The sequence below is a fragment of the Enterococcus sp. DIV1682a genome (genome assembly GCF_051711005.1).
GTDB classification, from domain to species: Bacteria; Bacillota; Bacilli; order Lactobacillales; family Enterococcaceae; genus Enterococcus_B; species Enterococcus_B hirae.
In genome coordinates, this window is record NZ_JBIOLT010000001.1 from 2,325,439 (window position 1) to 2,346,430 (window position 20,992).

The 20,992-nt window shown below is 37.1% G+C and carries 18 protein-coding genes; 1 reads left to right on the top strand and 17 read right to left on the bottom strand.

What is annotated here, in order from left to right; translation table 11 throughout:
- Positions 1 to 80: 80 nt before the first annotated feature.
- Together IGJ23_RS10650 and IGJ23_RS10655 are read right to left on the bottom strand one after the other, a co-directional pair.
- Positions 81 to 416, bottom strand: coding sequence for a hypothetical protein (locus tag IGJ23_RS10650; RefSeq protein WP_010737193.1), 336 nt, complete (start codon positions 414 to 416; stop codon positions 81 to 83).
- Between the two features lie 159 nt (positions 417 to 575).
- A complete protein-coding gene (locus tag IGJ23_RS10655) occupies positions 576 to 1,118 on the bottom strand; it encodes a hypothetical protein (protein WP_010720734.1) in 543 nt (180 codons plus the stop codon).
- 445 nt (positions 1,119 to 1,563) lie between these two features.
- Between IGJ23_RS10655 and IGJ23_RS10660 the strand changes: the two genes are divergently transcribed.
- The gene (locus IGJ23_RS10660; protein WP_010737192.1) at positions 1,564 to 3,027 is read left to right on the top strand and encodes a helix-turn-helix domain-containing protein; all 1,464 of its coding nucleotides are present in this window, start codon (positions 1,564 to 1,566) and stop codon (positions 3,025 to 3,027) included.
- 201 nt (positions 3,028 to 3,228) lie between these two features.
- Here IGJ23_RS10660 and IGJ23_RS10665 read toward each other — a convergent pair whose 3' ends face one another.
- The 15 genes from IGJ23_RS10665 to IGJ23_RS10735 form a co-directional block, all read right to left on the bottom strand.
- Positions 3,229 to 3,936, bottom strand: a complete 708-nt coding sequence (locus IGJ23_RS10665; RefSeq protein ID WP_010720736.1) for a zinc metallopeptidase — start codon at positions 3,934 to 3,936, stop codon at positions 3,229 to 3,231.
- A gap of 77 nt (positions 3,937 to 4,013) precedes the next feature.
- Positions 4,014 to 4,346, bottom strand: a complete 333-nt coding sequence (locus IGJ23_RS10670) for a zinc ribbon domain-containing protein YjdM (RefSeq protein WP_010720737.1) — start codon at positions 4,344 to 4,346, stop codon at positions 4,014 to 4,016.
- Positions 4,347 to 4,486: 140 nt separating this feature from the next.
- The gene (locus tag IGJ23_RS10675; protein WP_088745465.1) at positions 4,487 to 5,437 is read right to left on the bottom strand and encodes a DHH family phosphoesterase; all 951 of its coding nucleotides are present in this window, start codon (positions 5,435 to 5,437) and stop codon (positions 4,487 to 4,489) included.
- A 14-nt stretch (positions 5,438 to 5,451) separates the two neighbouring features.
- Positions 5,452 to 6,783 carry a DRTGG domain-containing protein gene (locus IGJ23_RS10680; protein WP_010737191.1) on the bottom strand — a complete coding sequence of 444 codons (1,332 nt, stop codon included), beginning with the start codon at positions 6,781 to 6,783 and terminating at the stop codon, positions 5,452 to 5,454.
- 9 nt (positions 6,784 to 6,792) lie between these two features.
- Positions 6,793 to 7,473, bottom strand: a complete 681-nt coding sequence (locus tag IGJ23_RS10685) for a metal-dependent hydrolase (protein WP_010720740.1) — start codon at positions 7,471 to 7,473, stop codon at positions 6,793 to 6,795.
- 153 nt (positions 7,474 to 7,626) lie between these two features.
- A complete protein-coding gene (locus IGJ23_RS10690) occupies positions 7,627 to 8,100 on the bottom strand; it encodes a YbaK/EbsC family protein (RefSeq protein WP_010720741.1) in 474 nt (157 codons plus the stop codon).
- A gap of 154 nt (positions 8,101 to 8,254) precedes the next feature.
- Positions 8,255 to 9,934, bottom strand: coding sequence for a ribonuclease J (locus IGJ23_RS10695; protein ID WP_010720742.1), 1,680 nt, complete (start codon positions 9,932 to 9,934; stop codon positions 8,255 to 8,257).
- Between the two features lie 758 nt (positions 9,935 to 10,692).
- Complete coding sequence (locus IGJ23_RS10700; protein ID WP_010720743.1) at positions 10,693 to 10,917, bottom strand: CsbD family protein; 225 nt, start codon at positions 10,915 to 10,917, stop codon at positions 10,693 to 10,695.
- Positions 10,918 to 11,005: 88 nt separating this feature from the next.
- Complete coding sequence (iadA, locus tag IGJ23_RS10705; protein ID WP_409534887.1) at positions 11,006 to 12,190, bottom strand: beta-aspartyl-peptidase; 1,185 nt, start codon at positions 12,188 to 12,190, stop codon at positions 11,006 to 11,008.
- Positions 12,191 to 12,425: 235 nt separating this feature from the next.
- On the bottom strand, positions 12,426 to 14,165 hold the full coding sequence (yfcC, locus tag IGJ23_RS10710; protein WP_010720745.1) for a putative basic amino acid antiporter YfcC: 1,740 nt from the start codon (positions 14,163 to 14,165) through the stop codon (positions 12,426 to 12,428).
- Between the two features lie 679 nt (positions 14,166 to 14,844).
- Positions 14,845 to 15,444: an SIS domain-containing protein gene (locus IGJ23_RS10715; protein ID WP_010737187.1), complete on the bottom strand. Its 600-nt coding sequence runs from the start codon at positions 15,442 to 15,444 to the stop codon at positions 14,845 to 14,847.
- 780 nt (positions 15,445 to 16,224) lie between these two features.
- Positions 16,225 to 16,581 (bottom strand): hypothetical protein, encoded by a 357-nt coding sequence (locus tag IGJ23_RS10720; RefSeq protein WP_010720747.1) that lies wholly within the window; start codon positions 16,579 to 16,581, stop codon positions 16,225 to 16,227.
- A gap of 169 nt (positions 16,582 to 16,750) precedes the next feature.
- The gene (galU, locus tag IGJ23_RS10725) at positions 16,751 to 17,620 is read right to left on the bottom strand and encodes a UTP--glucose-1-phosphate uridylyltransferase GalU (RefSeq protein WP_034700586.1); all 870 of its coding nucleotides are present in this window, start codon (positions 17,618 to 17,620) and stop codon (positions 16,751 to 16,753) included.
- Between the two features lie 31 nt (positions 17,621 to 17,651).
- Positions 17,652 to 18,671 carry an NAD(P)H-dependent glycerol-3-phosphate dehydrogenase gene (locus IGJ23_RS10730; protein ID WP_094940103.1) on the bottom strand — a complete coding sequence of 340 codons (1,020 nt, stop codon included), beginning with the start codon at positions 18,669 to 18,671 and terminating at the stop codon, positions 17,652 to 17,654.
- Positions 18,672 to 19,230: 559 nt separating this feature from the next.
- Positions 19,231 to 20,964 carry a fibronectin type III domain-containing protein gene (locus IGJ23_RS10735; RefSeq protein WP_034700588.1) on the bottom strand — a complete coding sequence of 578 codons (1,734 nt, stop codon included), beginning with the start codon at positions 20,962 to 20,964 and terminating at the stop codon, positions 19,231 to 19,233.
- Between the last annotated feature and the right edge of the window lie 28 nt (positions 20,965 to 20,992).

A 20,992-nucleotide genomic window follows, 5' to 3' on the forward strand; every position in this document is an offset into this window, starting at 1 on the left:
TGAGACAAACCAATAATGTTTGTCCCATTTTCTAATACTTTCGCTCTTTTTGTACTTTTAACTTTACTTTTTTTGTTGCATCACATGATTTTATCAACGTAATGGAGTAAACGGTCTTTCACATCTTCCGTTGATCCTTTTAGAGAATCCCCATAGACAGAAATTTTCTTTTTGCCTGACTTGATCTTCGCCAGGATTCCCATCAAAGAATCTAAATCACTATCCGATAAATGTTCAACGATATCTAGTAGTTTTTCGTTTCCATCAAATGTCTCATTAACGAACTTTTTTACTTTTGCCCGGTTCGTCAAATGATGGATTTTTTCAATGACTTTTCCCGAAACAACTACTGCTGTCGCTACGCTTGCTGCTGCTGCGACACCTAATCCAATTGTTACTTTTGTTGATGTTTTCATCATTATCAGCTCCTTTTATCTATATTAATCATAGCATAGATAAAAAGATAAACGAACTATTTACCCTTTTTCACTTTCAAAATCGCCGAAAGATAAAACGCTGCCACCAATTTTTCTGATCATCTATATGAAAGGACGCTTCAGCATCGTTTCATCCATTTACTTAGGGGAATATTCAATATTTGTTAATACTTCAGGCAAGTTCTCTTCCAATTCAGCCAATTTATTCCAAATCAATGTCATTGTTTCAAAAAATTCATGAGAAGATCGGTCTGAGTTCAAACTGCCTAATGCATTGAGCCAAAGTAATTCTAATAAGTAAGGCTCTTTGATCCCAGTATGTTCTTTGACATATTCTGAAAACGCACGTTTAAACAAGGAAGCCATATCTAACTCAGACTTAATCACTACTCCACGAATGCTTTCATGGATTGAAAAGAACTCTTTTAATAGATGGACGATACTGAAGAAATCATCAATGACATATTCTGATAAATAGCGATCAAAACAGATCGTTATTTCTTCAAGTATTTTTTCTTTTAATATACGTATTGATTTAAAGTGGGCATAAATCGGATAAGTGGAACAGCCACAAAAAGAAGCTAAACTCCTAGCTGTTATCTTTGATAAGCCATTTTCTTCAGCATATACCATACTTTTAAAGAGTAAATACTCTTTGCTAAAATTTGTTACTCTACTCATACAATTCTTCCTTTCTCACTTTTGATCATTTTCTTTTAAAAAGACATTATTTTTAGTCATCTCTAAATTAAAGACATTATTATTTAGAGGACAGTACTAATCCCCCATTAAAAATAACAACATAACATCAAAAAAATATATTTAGGTACAATTTCAACAAGAAGCTTATTTTATTAATAACTTTCTTCAACACTCAAAACCCAACATAACAAAATCAGCTAAATAACAATGTTTTTGTTATATAAATTGATTATTTAATCTGTTATAACTTGACAAAATGAGCGAAAAAAACAACAATAGAATAAACGATTGTTATATACCATTTAAATAACAACATGCACATACAACAACTACTACTATGTGAGAATAACATACATTAAAAACTCTTTCCACTCACAGTTTATGTCCTCCCATGGACAAAAAATAAAAGGAAAAGGAGCAACTTATGTTAACGGACGCAAAAAAGAAAGAATTGTTAGTATTCTATACCATTGTTCAAACCAATAAATGTTCCTTACGTGAATTATCTCAGGTTCTATCAATCCCTAAGAGAACGATCAAAGAAATCATCCGCAAATTAAACGGGACTATTTTTCAACAACTAAGTATTCCTAGATTCATTTACTCAACTGCCAAAGGCGAATTGAAGTTAGATTCACAACATAAAGATGAAAAAATGGCGATCTTTCATTATATAAAATTGTTTTTCCTACGCGAATCAAATCGTTTTAATTTTTTATTGTTACTTTTTGATTCGCCACACAGCCGTGTTTCAAAAAAAATATTACTGGAAAAGTTGTACATATCTCCTTCTTATTTAGAAAAACTAACTAATCAATTAAACAAATCACTTAAAAAGTTCCATCTGCAAATCATCTCTCGCCAAAATTGTTACATTTTGAAAGGCGATGAATTATCGATTAGAATTTATATGTATTTCTTTTTTTCTGATGCTTTTCAGGGGATTGATTGGCCTTTGACAAATATGAAACTTTCCCAAGTAAAGCATACTCATTTATCCAATGAGCTTTTGATGACCAAGAAAACATCAAAGATACAAGAAAAAGTTTACTTATTAGTGGCAATCTTTTTAATGCGATCTGCTCATCATCAATTACCAGATGCTAGCCTCTTAGAAAGCTATGAAACAATGAAAATTTTAACTTCTACAAAAGATTTTAGCGGCGAATTGAAAAAACAATTGTCCCAATCCTTGCCTGAAAGTCTTGTCCAAAATGAAGTACTATACTTTAATTTTTTACTTTGCTATTTTTTTCCTAACCTCATTCCCGAACAACAAAAAACACTCTTTGGCTATGAGTTTTCTAAAAGTAATCATTCGCTTTGTCGACAAGTTTCTTTTCTGATCAAAAAAATAGCTGAGTCATTCCCTTCGATATCTGCTGGTGAAAAGAAATATTATTACCATTATTTGATTATGATGCTGACGACGTTTATTTTTTTATTCCAAGAAAAAATCGATTACTTCCATGCACTTTATTATCCTTCTGAAAATATGAAAATCGATGCCTCGGATCAACGATTAAAAAAAATACAAATGATCATCGCTGACACGTTTACTTCTCAACCAAGCCAAAATTTACTGCACGAACATCTTAGTCGCCTGATCTATACACTTTTAAAATCGGAAGAAAATAAAAAATTAGCGATACATCTACAAATAAGCAAGGTCTTTTCGGGAAACTACCACATCGAAAAATTATTAAAAAATATTTTTAATCATCAGTTTTTACAAATCACCGAAAACCCTGAAGAAGCTGATTTAATCGTCACTGATTGGTTCGATACCCAACAACAAACGGCAGATATCTTTTATCTTGACCCTGAACGTGAAGATGAACTTTGGCTCCATTTATTCCATCTGATACAAAGACTCCACCAAAAATAATCCTTTTGTTTCCTTAAGCTGGAAAATAGCTGAAACAAGCCAAAAAAGTATAGGACAACCTGTTGTCCTATACTTAACTATTATCTTGATAGATAGCCCTATCTTATTCAACTCTTCGCGTTTGAACCAGGTCAAAGCGGTTTAACGATAATTACTTACGATTTTTCATTGCTAGTAAGGACCTTAATAATGTCCCATGTACTAGTCTCTACGATTACCACCGAATAATAAGATCAAACGAAGCAATTGTAAGAAAGTGGCAAGTGCTGCAGCTACGTATGTCAATGCTGCGGCAAAGAGTACGTGTCTAGCCATTGGTACTTCTTCTGCTGTCAGAAGACCACCTTCGCTTAGAATTTGAATGGCTCGTCTGGATGCATTAAATTCAACTGGTAATGTAACTAGCTGAAACAAAAGCGCAAGTGAAAAAGCAAAAATACCGATGTTAATCAATGTATCATTCCAGCTCAGTAAAACACCAATCAAAATCAATGGAAATGAAATCATCGAACCAAAATTAGCCACTGGAACCAGTGCGGCACGAATCTTTAGCGGCGCATAACCAACAGCATCTTGTACCGCATGCCCACATTCATGGGCAGCAACACCAATTGCAGCTACCGAAGTAGACTGTGCCGTTGCTTGTGATAAGCTCAACATTTTATTTCCTGAATTATAATTATCGGTCAAATCTCCTGCAATTTGTTGGACACCGACATCATTAATTTGTTGACTTTGTAAAATGTATTGCGCTGCTTGAGTACCCGTCACGTTATTCTTACTTCTGATTTTGTCATATTTACGAAAAGTACTGTTCACATAAGCTGAGGCAATACCGGAAATAACTAATCCGATGATCACTAACAAAAATGTAGGATCAAAAAAGCCATACATGCCATATCCATACATGATAAATCCACTCCTTTTTATTTTAACTTATTTTACCATGAGTGATCTAAAAAGAAGGTGAAAATACCTTGAGTGTATTAGAGTTTTTTAACAAATTCTGATTTTAATTTCATCGGTCCAAATCCATCGACTTTACAATCAATGTTATGGTCGCCTTCCACTAGACGAATATTTTTCACTTTTGTTCCTTGTTTGATGGCACCAGATGCACCTTTCACTTTTAAATCTTTGATCACTGTCACACTATCGCCTTCTGCCAAAGGATTACCATTAGCATCAAGAACGATCAAGCCATCTACTTGGTCCTGTTCTTCATTTGTCCATTCATTTGCACATTCAGGACAAATAAATAATCCTCGATCTTCGTAAGTGTATTCAGAGCCGCATTGTGGGCAGTTTGGTAATGTCATCTTCTTTCTCCTTTAAAAATAGCGTTGAGCATTATTGTAACGGATAACGTGTCTTTTGAAAAGAGAGACTTGTGATTTTTAAAACAAAGTTTAGTAAAAATCATTTTTACAACGAACAACTCTCTCTTCTAAAATAGTTACTATCTTTGATACGCATGACAAATCTCTTTGATTTCGTCATAAATTTCTGCCACTTCCGCTAAATCTTTCGCACTTGCGCCACTTGCGAGCGGGTGGCCACCACCATGATGCTTTTTCGCTAATTCATTAATGATCGGGCCTTTCGAACGTAACCGTACACGGTAATATCCTTCAGGTTGTTGCACAAAGATTCCCCAAGCTAATACCTCATCAATGACACCAGGCAAGGAAACAACAGCTGCTGTTTCAGAATCATCAATTCCGTATTGCGAAAGGAGTTCTTGTGATAAAATCACTTTTCCTGCGCCATTTTCATCAACCTGGATATTTTGGTATAAATAACCTGAAAGTTTAGCAACTTTCATCGGCATTTGTTCAATTTCACGATTCAATGCACTGGCATCAAAAGGATAACGTCTTAAATCTGCTGCAATTTCCAACGTCCTGGCGGTTGTAGCTGGATATAGGAAGCGTCCTGTATCTCCTACAATCCCAGCATAAAGCAAACGCGCTGCACTGGTATTCAACGTTAACTCATTTGGAAACATGAGGGCAAACTCCGTAATCATCTCACTACAACTGCTGGCTTTCGTATCGACCCAGACCAGATCACCATACGGTTCATCATTTGGATGATGATCAATTTTTATTAATTTCTCACCTAACTTAAAACGATCATCACTGATTCTAGGTGCATTTGCTGTATCAGTGACGATGACCAAAGCTCCTTCATACACTTGATCATCAACTATTTGCATTTCTGCTAAAAAGCGCAAGCCCTCCACAGTTTCCCCGACTTGGTAAATTTCTTTTTGAGGAAACGTTGCTCTTAAAATCTCTGCTAAACCTACTTGAGAACCTAAAGCATCTGGGTCAGGACGTTGATGTCGATGGATGATGATTCGATCATATTTTTTTATTTCTGCTAAAATTTCAGATTGGACAGTCATTATTTCCCTGCTTTCTATGAACGTTCCATTACTTGGCAAACAACGATTGCCTTGGAAACGATCGTATTTTCGATATATACTTCAATGTCTAGTTTGGCTGATCTCCGACCAATTTCAAGCACTCTTGGACGAATATCCAATTCGCTTTCAAGTTGGATTAAACGTAGATAATGGAGACTCATCTGTTCGATCATGATATTTCTGCGTTGATTTAATACCATGGTTTTTTGTGCAACATCAGAAAGGATCTCACTTAATACACCAAATGAAATCGTACCGACCCCATTGACCATTTGAGGGGTAACCATAAATTTAAACTTTGGATTTGCCAAAAGATTCCCGTCTCGGTCTCGATCGATCGTTTGGATTCCTCCTGAGATTTGGTCAGAGATCGTATCTGCAATTTGCGGTTGTCGCTGAACTAACTGCATGGCTTTCATCACATCTTGCCGAGTAATTAGCCCTTCAAGTGTCAAATCATCCGAAACGACTGGCATGACTTCTAAACCATCCCAAATCATTTGATGGCTGACAGAAGCAACACTCATGGTTTTTTTCACACTGATCGGGTCTTTTGTCATGACCCGCTCAATTACTTGTGTATCTGCTTTACCAAGTACATCTTTAGCAGTAATAATTCCCATCAAGCGCATGTGACGGTTCACTACTGGAAATCGTGAATGGTGCGTTTCCTCTGATAGTTTTTGATAATCGGCGATCGTATCTGTTTGTAGCAGGTAGTGTGTCTTTTCTGCTGACATATAGATATCACTGACAAGCATAATGTCTTTTTTAATCAATTGATCACTTAAAGCACGGTTGATCATCGTTGCTACGGTAAAGGTATCATAAGTCGTACGAAGAATCGGCATCGCTAATTCGTCTGCTAAGCGAGCAATCTCGGGGGTAGTGTCAAATCCACCAGTAATCAGCACGGCGGCTCCATCTTCTAAAGCTAATTTTTGAACTTCCGAGCGGTTACCGACGATCATCAGTGATCCTGGTGTGATATAGCGTTCCATCGCATGTTTCGTCATCGCACCGATCACAAATTTATTCAATACTTTGTCTAATCCTGTTGCGCCTCCCAATACATCTCCTTCAATGATCCTGACGACTTCCCCAAACGTTAGTCGTTCAATATGTTTTTTCAATTTTCGCTCAATCCGGATTGTTCCGACACGTTGGATCGTTGAAACTAATCCGATATTTTCAGCATCCTTGATGGCACGATAGGCCGTTCCTTCACTTACGTTTAATTCTTTTGCTATACTTCTGACTGAAATACGATTTCCAACCGGTAAGCTTTCGATATATTCTAAAATCAAGTCATGTTTCGTCGCCATATCTTTAACCTACACTTCCAGCGTTTCAGAAACGCTCATTATTTTTCCTTCGTTCCCTGCCAACTTCTCAATAAATAGTTGAGGATCTTGTTGGATAACAGGAAATGTATTGTAATGGATAGGAACGACTAGCTTAGCGCCAATCCGTTTTGCTGCTCTCGCTGCATCTTCTGGTCCCATTGTAAAATTATCACCAATTGGTAAAAAGGCAACGTCAATGGTAAATTGTTCGGCAAGTAAAGCCAAATCACTAAAATCAGCGGTATCTCCTGCGTGATAGATCGTTTTTCCTTCTGCTTGGATCACAATCCCACTAGGTTCGCCCATATAAAGCGGTGTGCCAGCTACCTCATAACTTGAGCTGTGCTGGGCAGGAACAAATTTTACGATACCAAATGGAAATTCATATTTTCCACCAATATTCATCCCATGTCCTTTGGCACCTAACTGTTCCGCATAATTTGTAATCTCAACAATGCTGATAATCGTTGCATCATTTTGTTTAGCAATCGGCACCATGTCTCCTACATGATCGTTGTGCCCATGAGTAACTAAAACCCAGTCTACTTCTACCTTATCCACTGTTAAATCTGTTAACGGATTGCCTGTAATAAACGGGTCGATAATCAAGCGTTCACCATTTTTCATTTCGATCGACACACATGAATGTCCGTGATAAGTAATTTTCACTTTTCTCACTCCTTTTACTTTCTTTCATACATTAAATAAACCGATTTCATTTAGAGAATAATCCTAAATAATAGTACAGTACATACGTAATCATTGTAACAGATAATACAGTTTGTACCAAGTGGCAAATCAGCTCAAACCACTCTAAGTACGCTACTCCACTAACTCTGCATACGTAAAAGGAACTATTTTTTCGAAGTCTGTTCTAGCGATCTTAATGCTTCTGCCAATTTCGCCACTTGACATGACCAACATTTGCTTTTCTTTGAAAGATGCATCAACTAAAAAAAGATAATCTGGGTGTTTACGATAAATGCCGATCGGTGTATTTGCACCATGTGGATAACCAGTAGATGCCATCACAAAATCCATTCCGGGAAAACCGACTTTGTGATCACCAGAAATTTTCCTGGTTTTTTTGTAATCTAAATGTTCCGACAATGGAACAACAGCAATGATTACACCTGTTTTATCCCCTTTCAAAACTAATGTTTTACAAACACTGTTTTGATCAATCTGTTTTTGCTTGAGTATTTTTTGAAAATCATTCAATTCTGTCTGATTAAATGTCAGAGCTTCGTAAGAAATTCTTTCTTTTTCTAAATATTCTTCTACTTTTGTTTTCATCTACTATCTTCCTTCCATTTCCTTCTCTTTTATTTTACAAAAAAATAGAAAAAAAAGAACGAGCAAGAACTTTGGTTCAACTGATACAAAAAATGGTATGGAAAAGTCGCCTCTTTAAAAGATTACGACCTTTTCCACACCATTATTGTTTCAATTATTTTTTGCCTCTACGTTGTGTTGCTTCCATGATCACTGGTAAAATCACTGGACGACGTTTTGTTTGTTCAAATAGGTAGCGTCCTAATTGATCTCGAATGTCTTGTTTTAATTTACTCCACTCAAAGTCGTTACTTTCCAAGTGTTTTTCCACGATTTCTTCGATCATCGTCCCACTTTCTTTCATCAAATCACGACTAGCTTTGACATAAACGAAACCGCGAGATGTGATTTGTGGTTTTGAGACAATTTTCTTTTCACGGCGACTAATAGTAACTACAGCTACAAAAATACCATCTTCTGACAAGATTTTACGGTCACGTAACACAATATTACCAATATCACCAATTCCTAAACCATCGATCATCACATTTTCAGCACTGATCGTTCCAGCGACACTCATCCGTTTATTTTTATATTCCAACACATCACCACGTCCTGTGATGTAAATGTTTTTGTAAGGGATCCCGACGGCATGAGCTAAATCAGCATGAGCAGCTAATTCACGATATTCACCTTGAACAGGAATAAAATAAGTTGGTCTCATCAAATTAAGCATCAACTGAAGATCGTTAGGGTTCGCATGTCCAGACACTCGCATGTTCTCAGAGATCAATTTGACCGTACCACCTGCACGATAAATGATATCCTCTGTTTTAGCTACCATCGTTTCCATCGCAATACTTGGAGTAGTTGTGATATAGACTAAGTCGCCTTCTTCGATTTTGATATTACGGTGGGTTTTATTGGCCATTTTTTGCAACGACTTAATTGGTTCACCCATCCGTCCAGTTTCTAAAATGATGATTTCTTCTGGTTTGTATTTCTTCATGTCCTTCAAGGTCACAAGCAAATCTTCACTCGGAAGTTGTAGTTTTTCCAGACGCATTGCTGTTCGGATGATCCGTTCAAAATCTTGCCCTGTCAATACTACTTTTCTTTGTGCCTTTTCAGCTGCATCCAAGACTTGTTGAACCCGCTGTAGATTACTTGCCACACAAGCAACGATGATTCTACCTTCCCAATACTTGATCGTATCGAAGACTTCATCCGCAATCTGCAGCTCTGATGCTACAGGAACCGAGTTTTCAGCGTTCGCTGATTCACTAAGTAATGCCAATACGCCTTCTTTACCGATTTCTGCCAAACGAGCATAATCAGTTTGATACATTGGAATAGCTGTCTGATCGAATTTAAAATCGCCTGTGTAAACGATACTGCCCTCTTTGGTTTTCAAGTTGATCCCGACTGAGTCTGGAATCGTGTGAGTAGTTCGGAAAAAGCTGACGATCGTCTCGCCAAAATCAATCTCCGTGTGTTCATCAACTACATGGAAATCTTTGAAACCTTTCGCTGCATCGTTTCGTCCCACACTCAATTTAGCAAGCTCGATCGTTAACTCGGTTCCAAATACTGGTACAGAGAGCTTAGAAAGTAAATAAGGTAACGCTCCGATCGCATCTGCATGTCCATGTGTCAAAAAGACTCCCGCTACCCGATCAATGTTTTCTTCCAGATACGTAAAGTCAGGAATGACTACATCAATACCTAACAATTCGTTTTCAGGATATTTTAAACCACAGTCTAAAACAAAAATATCTTCTCCCACTTCAGCGATGTACATATTTTTTCCATTTTCACGTACGCCGCCTAAAGGGATAATTTTAATGGTACTCACAAATTTCACCTCTTCTTATGATGCCCAAGTTTAAAGACATCGATTCTCTTCTTTAACTAAATAGATGATTCATCTCAATGAGCAACTCACAAAATTTTAGCTGACTTCTTCTATTGCTTAGCAAGAAAAAGCAGCTGATTGACAGTCCTCTTGTTTATCTTCTGCCATTTTTGAATAAGTTTCATTAAAGCGATGAATCGATTATTTTTAACACAAAAGTCGAAAACAATGGATTCGACTACTCCCCATCATTATACAACAAATTAGATAAATCGCTAGCATCTGCTATTTTCAAGAAAAAAAGCCTGGTTTTATAAAGCACAACCAATCTTGCCTCAAGTCGTTGATTAAAACAGTCTCAATTTAACAAACTGTCTACTTTTATCCGTTCTTCTGTTACAAACATACTCCGTCTATTTTACCATATTTTTAGAAATAACTATAGTAGGATTTTCGATCTCAATAAAAGCTTTCTTACTACAAATCACTTCAAAGCTCTATTAAGTTCATTGACTTATAATTATACTTATCATAATTCGAGAGAGTACATCGATAGATTTGCTGGAACGCATACTAAAAAAAGACGGTAGAATTGGTATCGTGGCGCACCTCAAAAGTTCGTTTACTAACTATAAGAGGTACAAAACACAATAAACCAAATCTATCGTCTTTTACAATCAATCTTCCTTAAGAACTCGCTTTGGACAAAACCAGAGGATCATTCTCAAAGTTTTAACCAAACTTCTCTTTTGGAGAAACTATTTTTTATCATCTTTTTTGGAGAATTTTTCTTTGACATCTTCAAAGCCTTCTTTGATATCATCGCCTAAATTACGAGCTTTTTCTTTGATATCAGCACCAAGTGATTGTGCTTTTCCTTCAGCTTCTTTGCTTTTATCATCTGTTGCTTTACCGTAAGCTTCTTTTCCTTTACCAACTACTTTGTCTTTTGCATCTTCAGAACGTCCTTTTAAATCTGCCATCTTAATTCCTCCCTTAAATTTCTCATTTCTAACTATCTAACTATTATCAGGGTATCATCAACTTGAAAAACAGACAAACAGTATGCTCTTAGATCGTTTTTTCAAAGGTTCCCCACACTTTAACTTCTTTGTTTTCAACCATTACTTGTCCTTTGGCGATCACTGTTTCGATGGCTAAGGTTTCTTTGTCAAGTATACATAGATCAGCATCGTTCCCTACTTTGATTGTTCCTTTTCGCTCCAGCTTTAACACACGAGCGGGATTGACTGTGATTGCTCGCAAGGCTACTTCAAGTGGAATCTCTTCTTTTTCTACCGCTTCTTTGATACCTACCAGTAGTGATTTTGCGCTTCCAACACCCATACCAAGAAAGTGATTTTTTTCATCAAAGTAAGGTAAACTTCCTTGTCCATCAGATGACATTGTAAAATGATCAAGGGAAACGCCAGCTTCGATCAACTGTTTTAAAGCTTTACTAAAGCGGACTTCCCCATCTGTTCGTTCCCAAAAATCAGGATCTTCGCTCGCTGTGAAGTCAATTGTCCCACCTTTTTTCGCAAACTCGATACAAGCTGTTAAAAGTTCTGGCGTGCGGTTGGCATGGGTAGGTAAAAATTGCGTAATCGGAATCTCGGTTTCCTCAACTACCCTTGTTAATAACTCTAGTTTACGTTTTCCTCCACCTAAATGGACATTGACGATACCAGCTTTATCAGACAACATACCTCCTACTCGGGCATCAGCAGTTGCTCGAGAAAATTCTTCAAATGTAGGCTGAGATGATCGATGGTCAGAAACAGCAATTTCGCCAATTCCGATGATTTTATCAATTGTCAAAAAATCTTTGATGATTGAATCCGTAACCGTTTTGAGTGGTAACCGATATGAACCTTCATAGACGTAAGTTGAGATTCCTTCTGCTTCTAAGCCTTTTGCCTTACTAATAAGCGCAGTCATGTCACGTCCTTCACCATCTGTTCCCAAACACCCAACAACTGTTGTTACACCCGCTGTCGTCAATTGACTTAAAGTTACTTCTGGCGTACGATTTTGAAAACCACCCTCTCCACCTCCACCTAAAAGGTGAAAATGGCAATCAATAAAACCCGGTGTCAACACTTTCCCACTACCGGAAATTTCTTCCACTTCTAACTCAGCATAGCCACCGGTCAACGCTTCTTCAAGCGCAATAATTTTATCCCCGGCAATCAATACATCCATGACCCCTAAATAATCTGGTGCATAGACCTCAATTTGACGAATGATTTTCATTTGACTTCATCCTTTCTGATACCGATATTTTGGTTTTCTTTGTTTCAAAAGTAACTATTTTTATTATAAAAAAGCCGAAGAATAATGAAAATAAGACAAACTATTTTCAGTCTCTTCGGCTTGCTTTCTATAAGTCAACTTTTTGGCTAGTAAGTTTGAAAAAGCATCGAGTTCCTCTGTCATCAGAAAAAACACGATTCGTGGATTCTTCACTAGCCTTAACTTTATTGCTTCGCTATTGTAAGCCGATTGCTATCGCAATCATGATAAAGATAGTACCTAGGACAAAAAAGAATCCTTGCATTTTGATTTGGAATCTTGCCCATTTTGCCCACTCGATACGTGCAACACCTAAGACACCAATCAAACTAGCTGATACAGGGGTAAAGGCATCCATAAATCCAGCGCCTAATTGATAAGCTAATACAGCTACTTGACGAGAGACCCCTACTAAGTCAGCAAGTGGTGCCATGATTGGCATCGTTAACGCCGCTTGACCAGAATTGGATGTCACGACTAAATTAAACAGGCTTTGGAAAATATACATTGCCCACGCTCCGATAGCCGCTGGTACTCCTGCTAAAGCTGTACCGATGCCATGTAAAATGGTGTTTAAAGCAGAAGGAACAGAAGCATCTGAGCCACCTAATACTAATAAGATCCCTTTTGCCATCCCTACAACGATTGCTGTTCCAGCTAGATCAGCAGCACCCGATTGGAAAGAAGAGGCAATATCATTGATCCGCATGCCATCCAATTTGAAGATTACTGCAATGATCCCTGCGACTAATCCCATAACAAAAAATTGTGAAGCAATTTCTGGGATATAATACCCTTCTTGCGTAACACCCCAAACGATCCAAACCAATACGATGAGCATTTCAAGTAAAATCAATTTGTGTCCCAACATAAACGCTTTTTTCTCGTCGGTTGTTTTTTTCAAATGACTTCTGAAATAATCATCTGATTTATACGTCAATGAGCTTTCAGGGTTTTTACGGATTTTCTCCCCATAAATCATCAAATAGCCAGCAGATAACGCTGTGATAACGACCCACATGATCAATCGGAACGTTGCACCCGATAACACTGGAATGCCAGCGATCCCTTGAGCAACTGCTACACTAAACGGACTCATCCAGGAAGTCGCATTTCCGACTTGAGAGGCGACATACGTGACTGTTACTGCAACGATCGAGTCATAACCAAGAGCTATCACAAATGGGACCATCACCATAGAAAAAGGAATGACTTCCTCTGCCATGCCGAATGTCGCGCCACCGAATGAAAAAGCAAAAAATAATAGCGGTAAGGCTAAACGCTCCAGTCCCCTTGTCTTACTGATGAAAGCATAGATCCCTGCATCAATTGCCCCGGTGCGCATGATAATTCCAAAAGCACCACCAACAACTAAAATAAGCGCAGCGATTCCGACAGCCGATCCATACTTGTCTCCTGAAACTAACCCTTCAAAGACAAAATTCAAAAATCCGAAACCACCAAAATCATCGGTCCCCCATACTCGAGCCGTTTTATGGAGTTTTTTTGAAGTATCATAAATGCGTTCGCCAAATTGGTCATAAAGTACATCATCTGTTAAAGAGATTTCATCTAACTTTTCTTGCGTTAATTTCTTTTCACCTTCAGAAATCACTTCTTCTAACCCTTTTTCAGGGACTTTTAATTTCTCTCTTTCCGTCGGATCATTTTGTAACTTCTCTAATTGATCAAATACATAGGAGCGATCCAAGGCATAAGCATAACGAAATGAATCTTGGCGTAATACAGTTCGCGTACTTGTTTCTCCATTTGCATCTTGGTATTCGATATCTTGTGTACTAAATTTTCCTGCTGGTACAATAAATGTCAGCAACCAAGCAAGGATGACCACTCCAAAAATGATGACATAAGTATGGGGTGTCGTCATTTTTGTGAGATCCCGTTTGGATTTCCCCGAAGACACTTGCTTCTTCACTATGAAGTCTTCCTTTCTATCTTTAAATTTTTATGAATAAAACAATCAATATCAGATTAGATTATACAGCAAAAAAACGCTAAACACATTAATTATCTATTAAAGCAATCTTTTTTATTTTTGTTAAAAGCAACCAAAAAAAGTTAAATAATTCTCTTGTATTTTGTGATGCAAGGATATAATCAATTAGTTTCATATGATATCTTTACTTGTTTTATTATTTATGAAGAAAAACCAATTATATTTTATCATTTTTAAAATATGTATATTTTTTCAACATTCGATATAAATAGAATTTTTTATTCATTATTTATCCGAAAAAAAACGAATAAAAAAACAGATAGTCTATGAGAAAAAATAGCTGCTTCAGACTTTTTTTAATCTATAAACAATCTTCATTGCAATAATCATAACTAATGTACTATAATTGCAATGTAAAGAGTTTTGGGGAAGACTCTTTCATCAACGTGTATTAAGAGACAAAAAAGAATTCAAGTGAATTCTTTTTTGTCTCTTCTTTGTGATATTTTGCTTGTTTAACTATTGAAAAAAGATGCTACCTTGCTCTACTTTTTACACTAACACTTAGAAATCGCCGAATGTCCCTAGTTTTATTCAAAGGTGTCCCTTTTTCATCTACTTCAAGGCAATGTTTCCATTCATTCTATTTTTACGTTCCCTAACGAATCAGCTGGCAGACTGTAAAATATAGGGTTTGCTGCAATAGTAATATGGTAGCGATAGAGGAACTATCACAAAGAGCAAGCTCAACTTCTGACAATGATAAAGCGGTATCATTCATTTGTGCATGGTTATCCAATACTAGGTCAGCAAATTCAAACAGTCGCAACCCATTACTGTGTTGTGATTTGATACTTCGCGAGAGATCAAATCCAGTAACAATAATCAGTAAATGACCATTTGACTTGATCCATTGAGCTAACTCCACAATACTTGGATCCCTGCCTTCATTGGAAAGAAGTAGAAAAATATCTGCTTGTTTGACAGAGAGCTGATCAATGATCGCTTTTCCTGTTCCTTCCAAAGTTTCATATATCCCATTTGCCGGATTTTCAATTAACTTGCCCGGTATCATTTCAGGTAAATGCTCCCAAAACTCAAATGCTATCCCGCTTAGTGTACGACTAGCAAAGATTTGTAAACGTCCACCTAATGAAACTTGACGAGCAATTAAAGAAGCAGCTTGAACCATCAAGGGTTCTTCGATTCTTAATTTCTTTTCTAGTTGCTGATAATAATCAAAATAGCGTAAACTCATTTATTTCTCCACCTTTAATTTCACAACAAAAACAGCAAGTGCGCTAAAACATAAAAAAAGAAATCAGTTAAGACGTATCAACCTTTTGCTTGAAAATGAAAGATAAAAAAAGGCATTGAGCATACTGCCCAATACCTTGACATAGTAAATAAACGAGCTACCGACCATCGAAAAACCGACACAAGGGTAGAAATCTCCCCAGAAATTAGGTACAATAAATACGGTCGATGCCTTGCATTGACTATGGCAAATGATCGGTCAGGGTGTATACGTGTGACTGGTCATTCCCTGATAGTTAGTTGCCGCTAACTATTAGGGAGCCTTTTTTTATTCTGCTGTTTCTATCTTCAATCATTTTAAGTAATCTATCAGACAAGTGCAAGTCCGAAAAAATAAAAAAACCATGGTCTGTTTTCTTGACATATAAATCAACTTTTTTAACTGAACAAGAATCCTATCGTGATAGGATTCTTGTTTTTAGATTTATTTTTTGTCAATGATAACAGCCAATATCTACTTAAATAAATAAATTTGCCGTCCACAATTAGACATGTCATGATCATTTTTTTGCTTAGCCTACCAGGATGACTCTCCCCTACTGCTTTTTGCTAACTCCCATTCCTTAAATGGTATACTCAGACCCTAAAACCAGACAAAAAAGCAACCGCTCATCCAAATAAAATGGATTTAACCAGCGATTGCTTTGTTCTAACGAAAAACTCAAGCGAGCAATAACCGTAGTTGCAAGCTACATGGATCAACTTTCTTAACTCACTGCTTTTAGCGTTTATCTGATCGTTTTGTTCTGCGATGAGAAGCCGTGTGTCTGCCTTTTTTGCCGATATGAACGCCTCTAAAGAAATAAGGGATAAAGATGATGAAATAACCTATGATAAATATCAAAGCAAAAATCATAGCTTCCCACGCACCTAAAGCAAGTTCAAGCATAACACTTAAAATAGAAATTGTTGCTAAATACCAGATAAAAATCAATAATTTCTCTTTTTTTCTAGCCATTTGAATGAAAACATATCCACAAATTAGCACCAATGGAGTCAAAAACAACCAGTTATTTCCTTCCATCAGCCATTTCAATCCATCAAGAAGTGTTTGACCGATTGTAATCAATTTTCCCATACAAAGCTACACACCTTTTCTGTATTTAAAAGTCAATTTTGCCATAACTCTTTTATATTACTACATAATAAGCAAAATGACGTTTATTTTAATAGCTAACAAAAAGTATTTTACTAAAATTTAAGCAACGAACTAGATAAGACCAAGTAAAAGTACCTTAGTTTAGAAATTATAACTCTTTACTAAGTTGTATCAGATACTCTTTAAGGGCAGCGCCGATTTCTGGATGTTGTAACCCATAATCAATATTGGTTCGCATGTAACCATATTTATCACCAACATCATATCGTCTCCCTTTAAAATTTCTTGCATAGACTTTTTGATGGCGATTTAATGTATCAATCGCATCCGTTAATTGGATTTCATTGCCCGCACCTGGTGTTTGCGTTTCGAGTATTGGAAAAATGTCTGGTGTTAATAAATAGCGTCCAATAATGGCAAGGTTACTAGGCGCCTCTTGAGGAGTAGGTTTTTCTACCATTTTTCTTACTCGATATAACCCAGTTTTTTCTTCCTCTCCAGGATCAATGATTCCATATTTCCCTGTATCTTCTGGCAAAACTTCCATCACTGCAATCGTTGATGAATGAGTTTCCTCGAAGTCCATCATTAGCTGTTTTGTCAAAGGGACTTGATCCACCATCAAGTCGTCCCCTAACATGACAACAAATGGTTCATCTCCTACAAATGCTTTGGCCTGAAGAACTGCATGCCCTAATCCTTTGGGGTAAGATTGTCGGATAAAATGAAGATTAACAGCTTCCGTTTCCTTGATGGTACTTAATAAATCGAGTTTTCCCTTCTCACGCAGATTTAATTCCAATTCAAGGTTAGCATCAAAATGATCTTCGATCGGACGTTTTTCTTTCCCAGTAACAATTAAAATATCTTCAATCCCAGATTTTAATGCTTCTTCAACAATGAATTGGATCGTTGGTTTGTCAACAATAGGAAGCATTTCTTTAGCCATTGCTTTTGTCGCAGGTAAAAAACGCGTACCTAAACCACCTGCAGGTATGATTGCTTTCTTAACTTTCATACACCCCGTCCTCTCATTTCAATATAAGCCCTTAGCTTAATGAAAATTCATTCTCTATTTTACCATCTCGCAACATGATTTCTTTGGCTGCTTGTTTGATGTCTTCTCCATTATATAATACATTGTAGATTGTCTGTGTGATCGGCATCTCTACCCCTAGTTGTTCCGCTAATTCAACCGCAGCTTTAGTAGTAGAGACTCCTTCAACCACCATTCCCATATTCTCAAGTACTTCTTCTAATTTATGTCCTTGACCAAGCAAATTTCCTGCTCGCCAGTTACGAGAATGAACACTTGTACAAGTCACGATCAAGTCACCTACACCACTCAAGCCAATAAATGTCAATGGATTGGCACCCATTGCCACTCCTAGACGGCTAATCTCCGCTAATCCTCGAGTCATGATCGCCGCTTTTGCATCATCACCAAAACCTAATCCATGGATGGCACCAGCACCGATAGCAATGATATTTTTTAAAGCCGCACCCGTTTCAACTCCGATGACATCATTATTCGTATAAATTCTAAAATAATCATTCATAAACAGATCTTGCACATAGATTGCCGCTTGCTGATCAATGCTTGCAGCAGTAATGGTCGTAATATCATGAACAGCAACTTCTTCCGCGTGGCTTGGTCCAGAAAGCACGACGATTGCCTTTCTTTTTTCCTCTGGAATCTCTTCAGCAATAACTTCAGAAATGCGTTTATGTGTTCCTTGCTCTAACCCTTTACTTGCATGAATGATGATTGGTTTAGTATTCATTTTCTCAATCAATTCTTGAGCAACTGAACGAATGGCTTTCGTTGGTACAACGAATAAAACCGCATCGACATCCTTCACTGCTTCTGCTAATTCTTTATAACCGATAATCGTTTCGGAAATTTTTAGGTTAGGTAAAAATTGTTTATTTGTATGATACTGATTAATTTCATCGATTTGTTCAGGAACATTTCCCCAAATACGAACATCATGTCCGTTTTCTGCTAAGGTTTGCGCTAAAGCAGTCCCCCAAGAGCCTGGGCCTAAAACTGCAATTTTTTGTTTCATTGATATTCCTCCAAATAGTTGATAGTAACTATTATAGTATAGATACTCTAAATGTTGAAAACTATTTTTCCCGTTTTAACAGTTTGTTTAACACTTGACATTGTTGTATTAAGATACATTTTAATTTTATGTCATTCAAAGCGTTATAATTATCATATAAATAATCATTGAATCAACTAGAAAGGGGGGCTAGAATATGTGGTCTGTTACACCGCCATTTTAATTAATGTTTCAGTTATTTTTATTCCAGCGATATGGGTTGCATCGTTTGTCCCATCACTTTTGTACGATCGTTACTAAATGATAAAAGAAGAAAACACCAGAATTCAGATTGAACTGTGTGTTTTCTTCTTTTGTTTATTCTCTCATCCTGAACAACTGAAAATAACTATTTAGATCAGAGCATGTAAAATGGTTGCGTGGCTTATCTTTTTTTGATTCTGACAATTTTATGTAAAAAAATCAGAGTGCGCTTTATATGTGTATGTCCTCATTACATCCTCATTGTAATAGCCCTGACATACTGCACTCTGACTCTTTTTTTATTTTGTTAACTTTATTAACTGATCTTCAGCCATAATGCTAAAGCCACATCAGGTTCCCAACCGATTTGTCCCATGTGGATGTTACGACAACGGTAAAGATTTCCTTTATAGGTCACAATATCACCAATATTATATAATTTCCCAATTTTCCATTCTTCTGCTTGATTATCTGCTGTCGTTTTCGCTGTCACTTGTTGACTTTTCTTAGAAATACCAGAAGAATTGACTGCTGCGATTTGATAAGTGTATGTCGTATCAGACATTAATCCCTTGTCTATAAAATCTGGTGTCATCGTGGTTGTTAATAGAACGCCATTTCGATAGATTTCATAGCCGATGACCTCTTCTTTCGGATCATTTGCAGACCAACCGAGTGTCACAGAGTTTTGCGATACACCTTTTACTACTAGACCAGTTGGCATCGAAGGGGCTGGTAATTGTGAACCAGCTTGTGTTCTGATCGTTAATACGTCAGACGATGTTGAGCGATTTCCAGAAGTATCGACTGCTTCAACCGTAAATGAATAGGTTGTGTCTGGGGATAAATTGCTCACCGTATAATTGGTTGTGTTACTAGTGCCAATGAGTTGTTTGTTTTGATAAACATTATAATGAGAAACACGCACATTATCAGTAGAAGCTGACCAGCTTAATGAAATGCTTGATTGCGTTGCGGTTCCTTTTAAATTTTCTGGTTTAGAAGGTTTCTCAGTATCTGGTACTTGCTCTTTGAACAATCCTTGATAAGCATTCGCAAACGACTGATTATAGGCAATCCCAGCTTTATTTCTGCCCTCGTCCCAATTGACACTCCATGTCATGATTCCTTTTAATGGCGTTTGATCTTTTGTCATTTGTTCAAATACTTGGTAGACCTTTGAAGGATCTTTAACATAGCCATTCGCTGCGGCATCTTCGTTAGCTGGGATCCCTAGAGCTAGTTTACTTGCCGGAATTTGGATAAAGCCACCGCTTCCTTCATTAAATGATTTTGAAATCCCGTACAAAAATTCATACTTTTTATTGTCATTGTTTTGGGCAATCCATTCCGTCCCAACACTAATCCCATCGCCTGCTTGATTATACAATTGAGGGGCAATAAAGTCATATTCATTTTGTAAAGCTGTAATGTATGGTACATATGCCCCATTTGTTCTTAAGTATGGAAATTCAGGCGCCATTGAGATAATAAAATGTTTGTTTTCTTTCTTGTAATGCTCACGAACGATTTTTAATGCCGCCGGAATGACTGTTTGATTATCCCCAGCAGCCACCGCAGTTTGTTCCAAATCAATATCTAATCCATCAAAGCCATATACTTCTACTAACCGAATGATTTCATTCGCAAAAGCTTGTTCCTGGCCACGATGTAATTCAATATGTGAATCTGCTCCTCCTAGAGAAATAATGACTGCTCGCCCTTGCGCATTCAATGTTGCTACTTTTTCACGAAAGGCCTGATCCGTCATATTATAAGGTTTAAAAGTAGGAATCCCTTCTCCTTTCATAAACGAAACCGTCACTACATTGTAAAAAGGATTTATTTTGGCCAAATCAATGTCGGCTGGACGACCTCCTTGATAGCCTGCGCCTTGTTCCGCTTGCCAGTTATGATAGTATCCGACTGCAATTTGTTTATTCGCGAGGTCAGGCATCGTGTCTGCTGCATCAGCTGCAAAAACCGTCGTACCTCCACTTACTATTGCACTAAACACGCCTACAGAAAATAATACTAGTTTTTTCTTCATCAAACCGCCTCCATTATTCTTTATTACA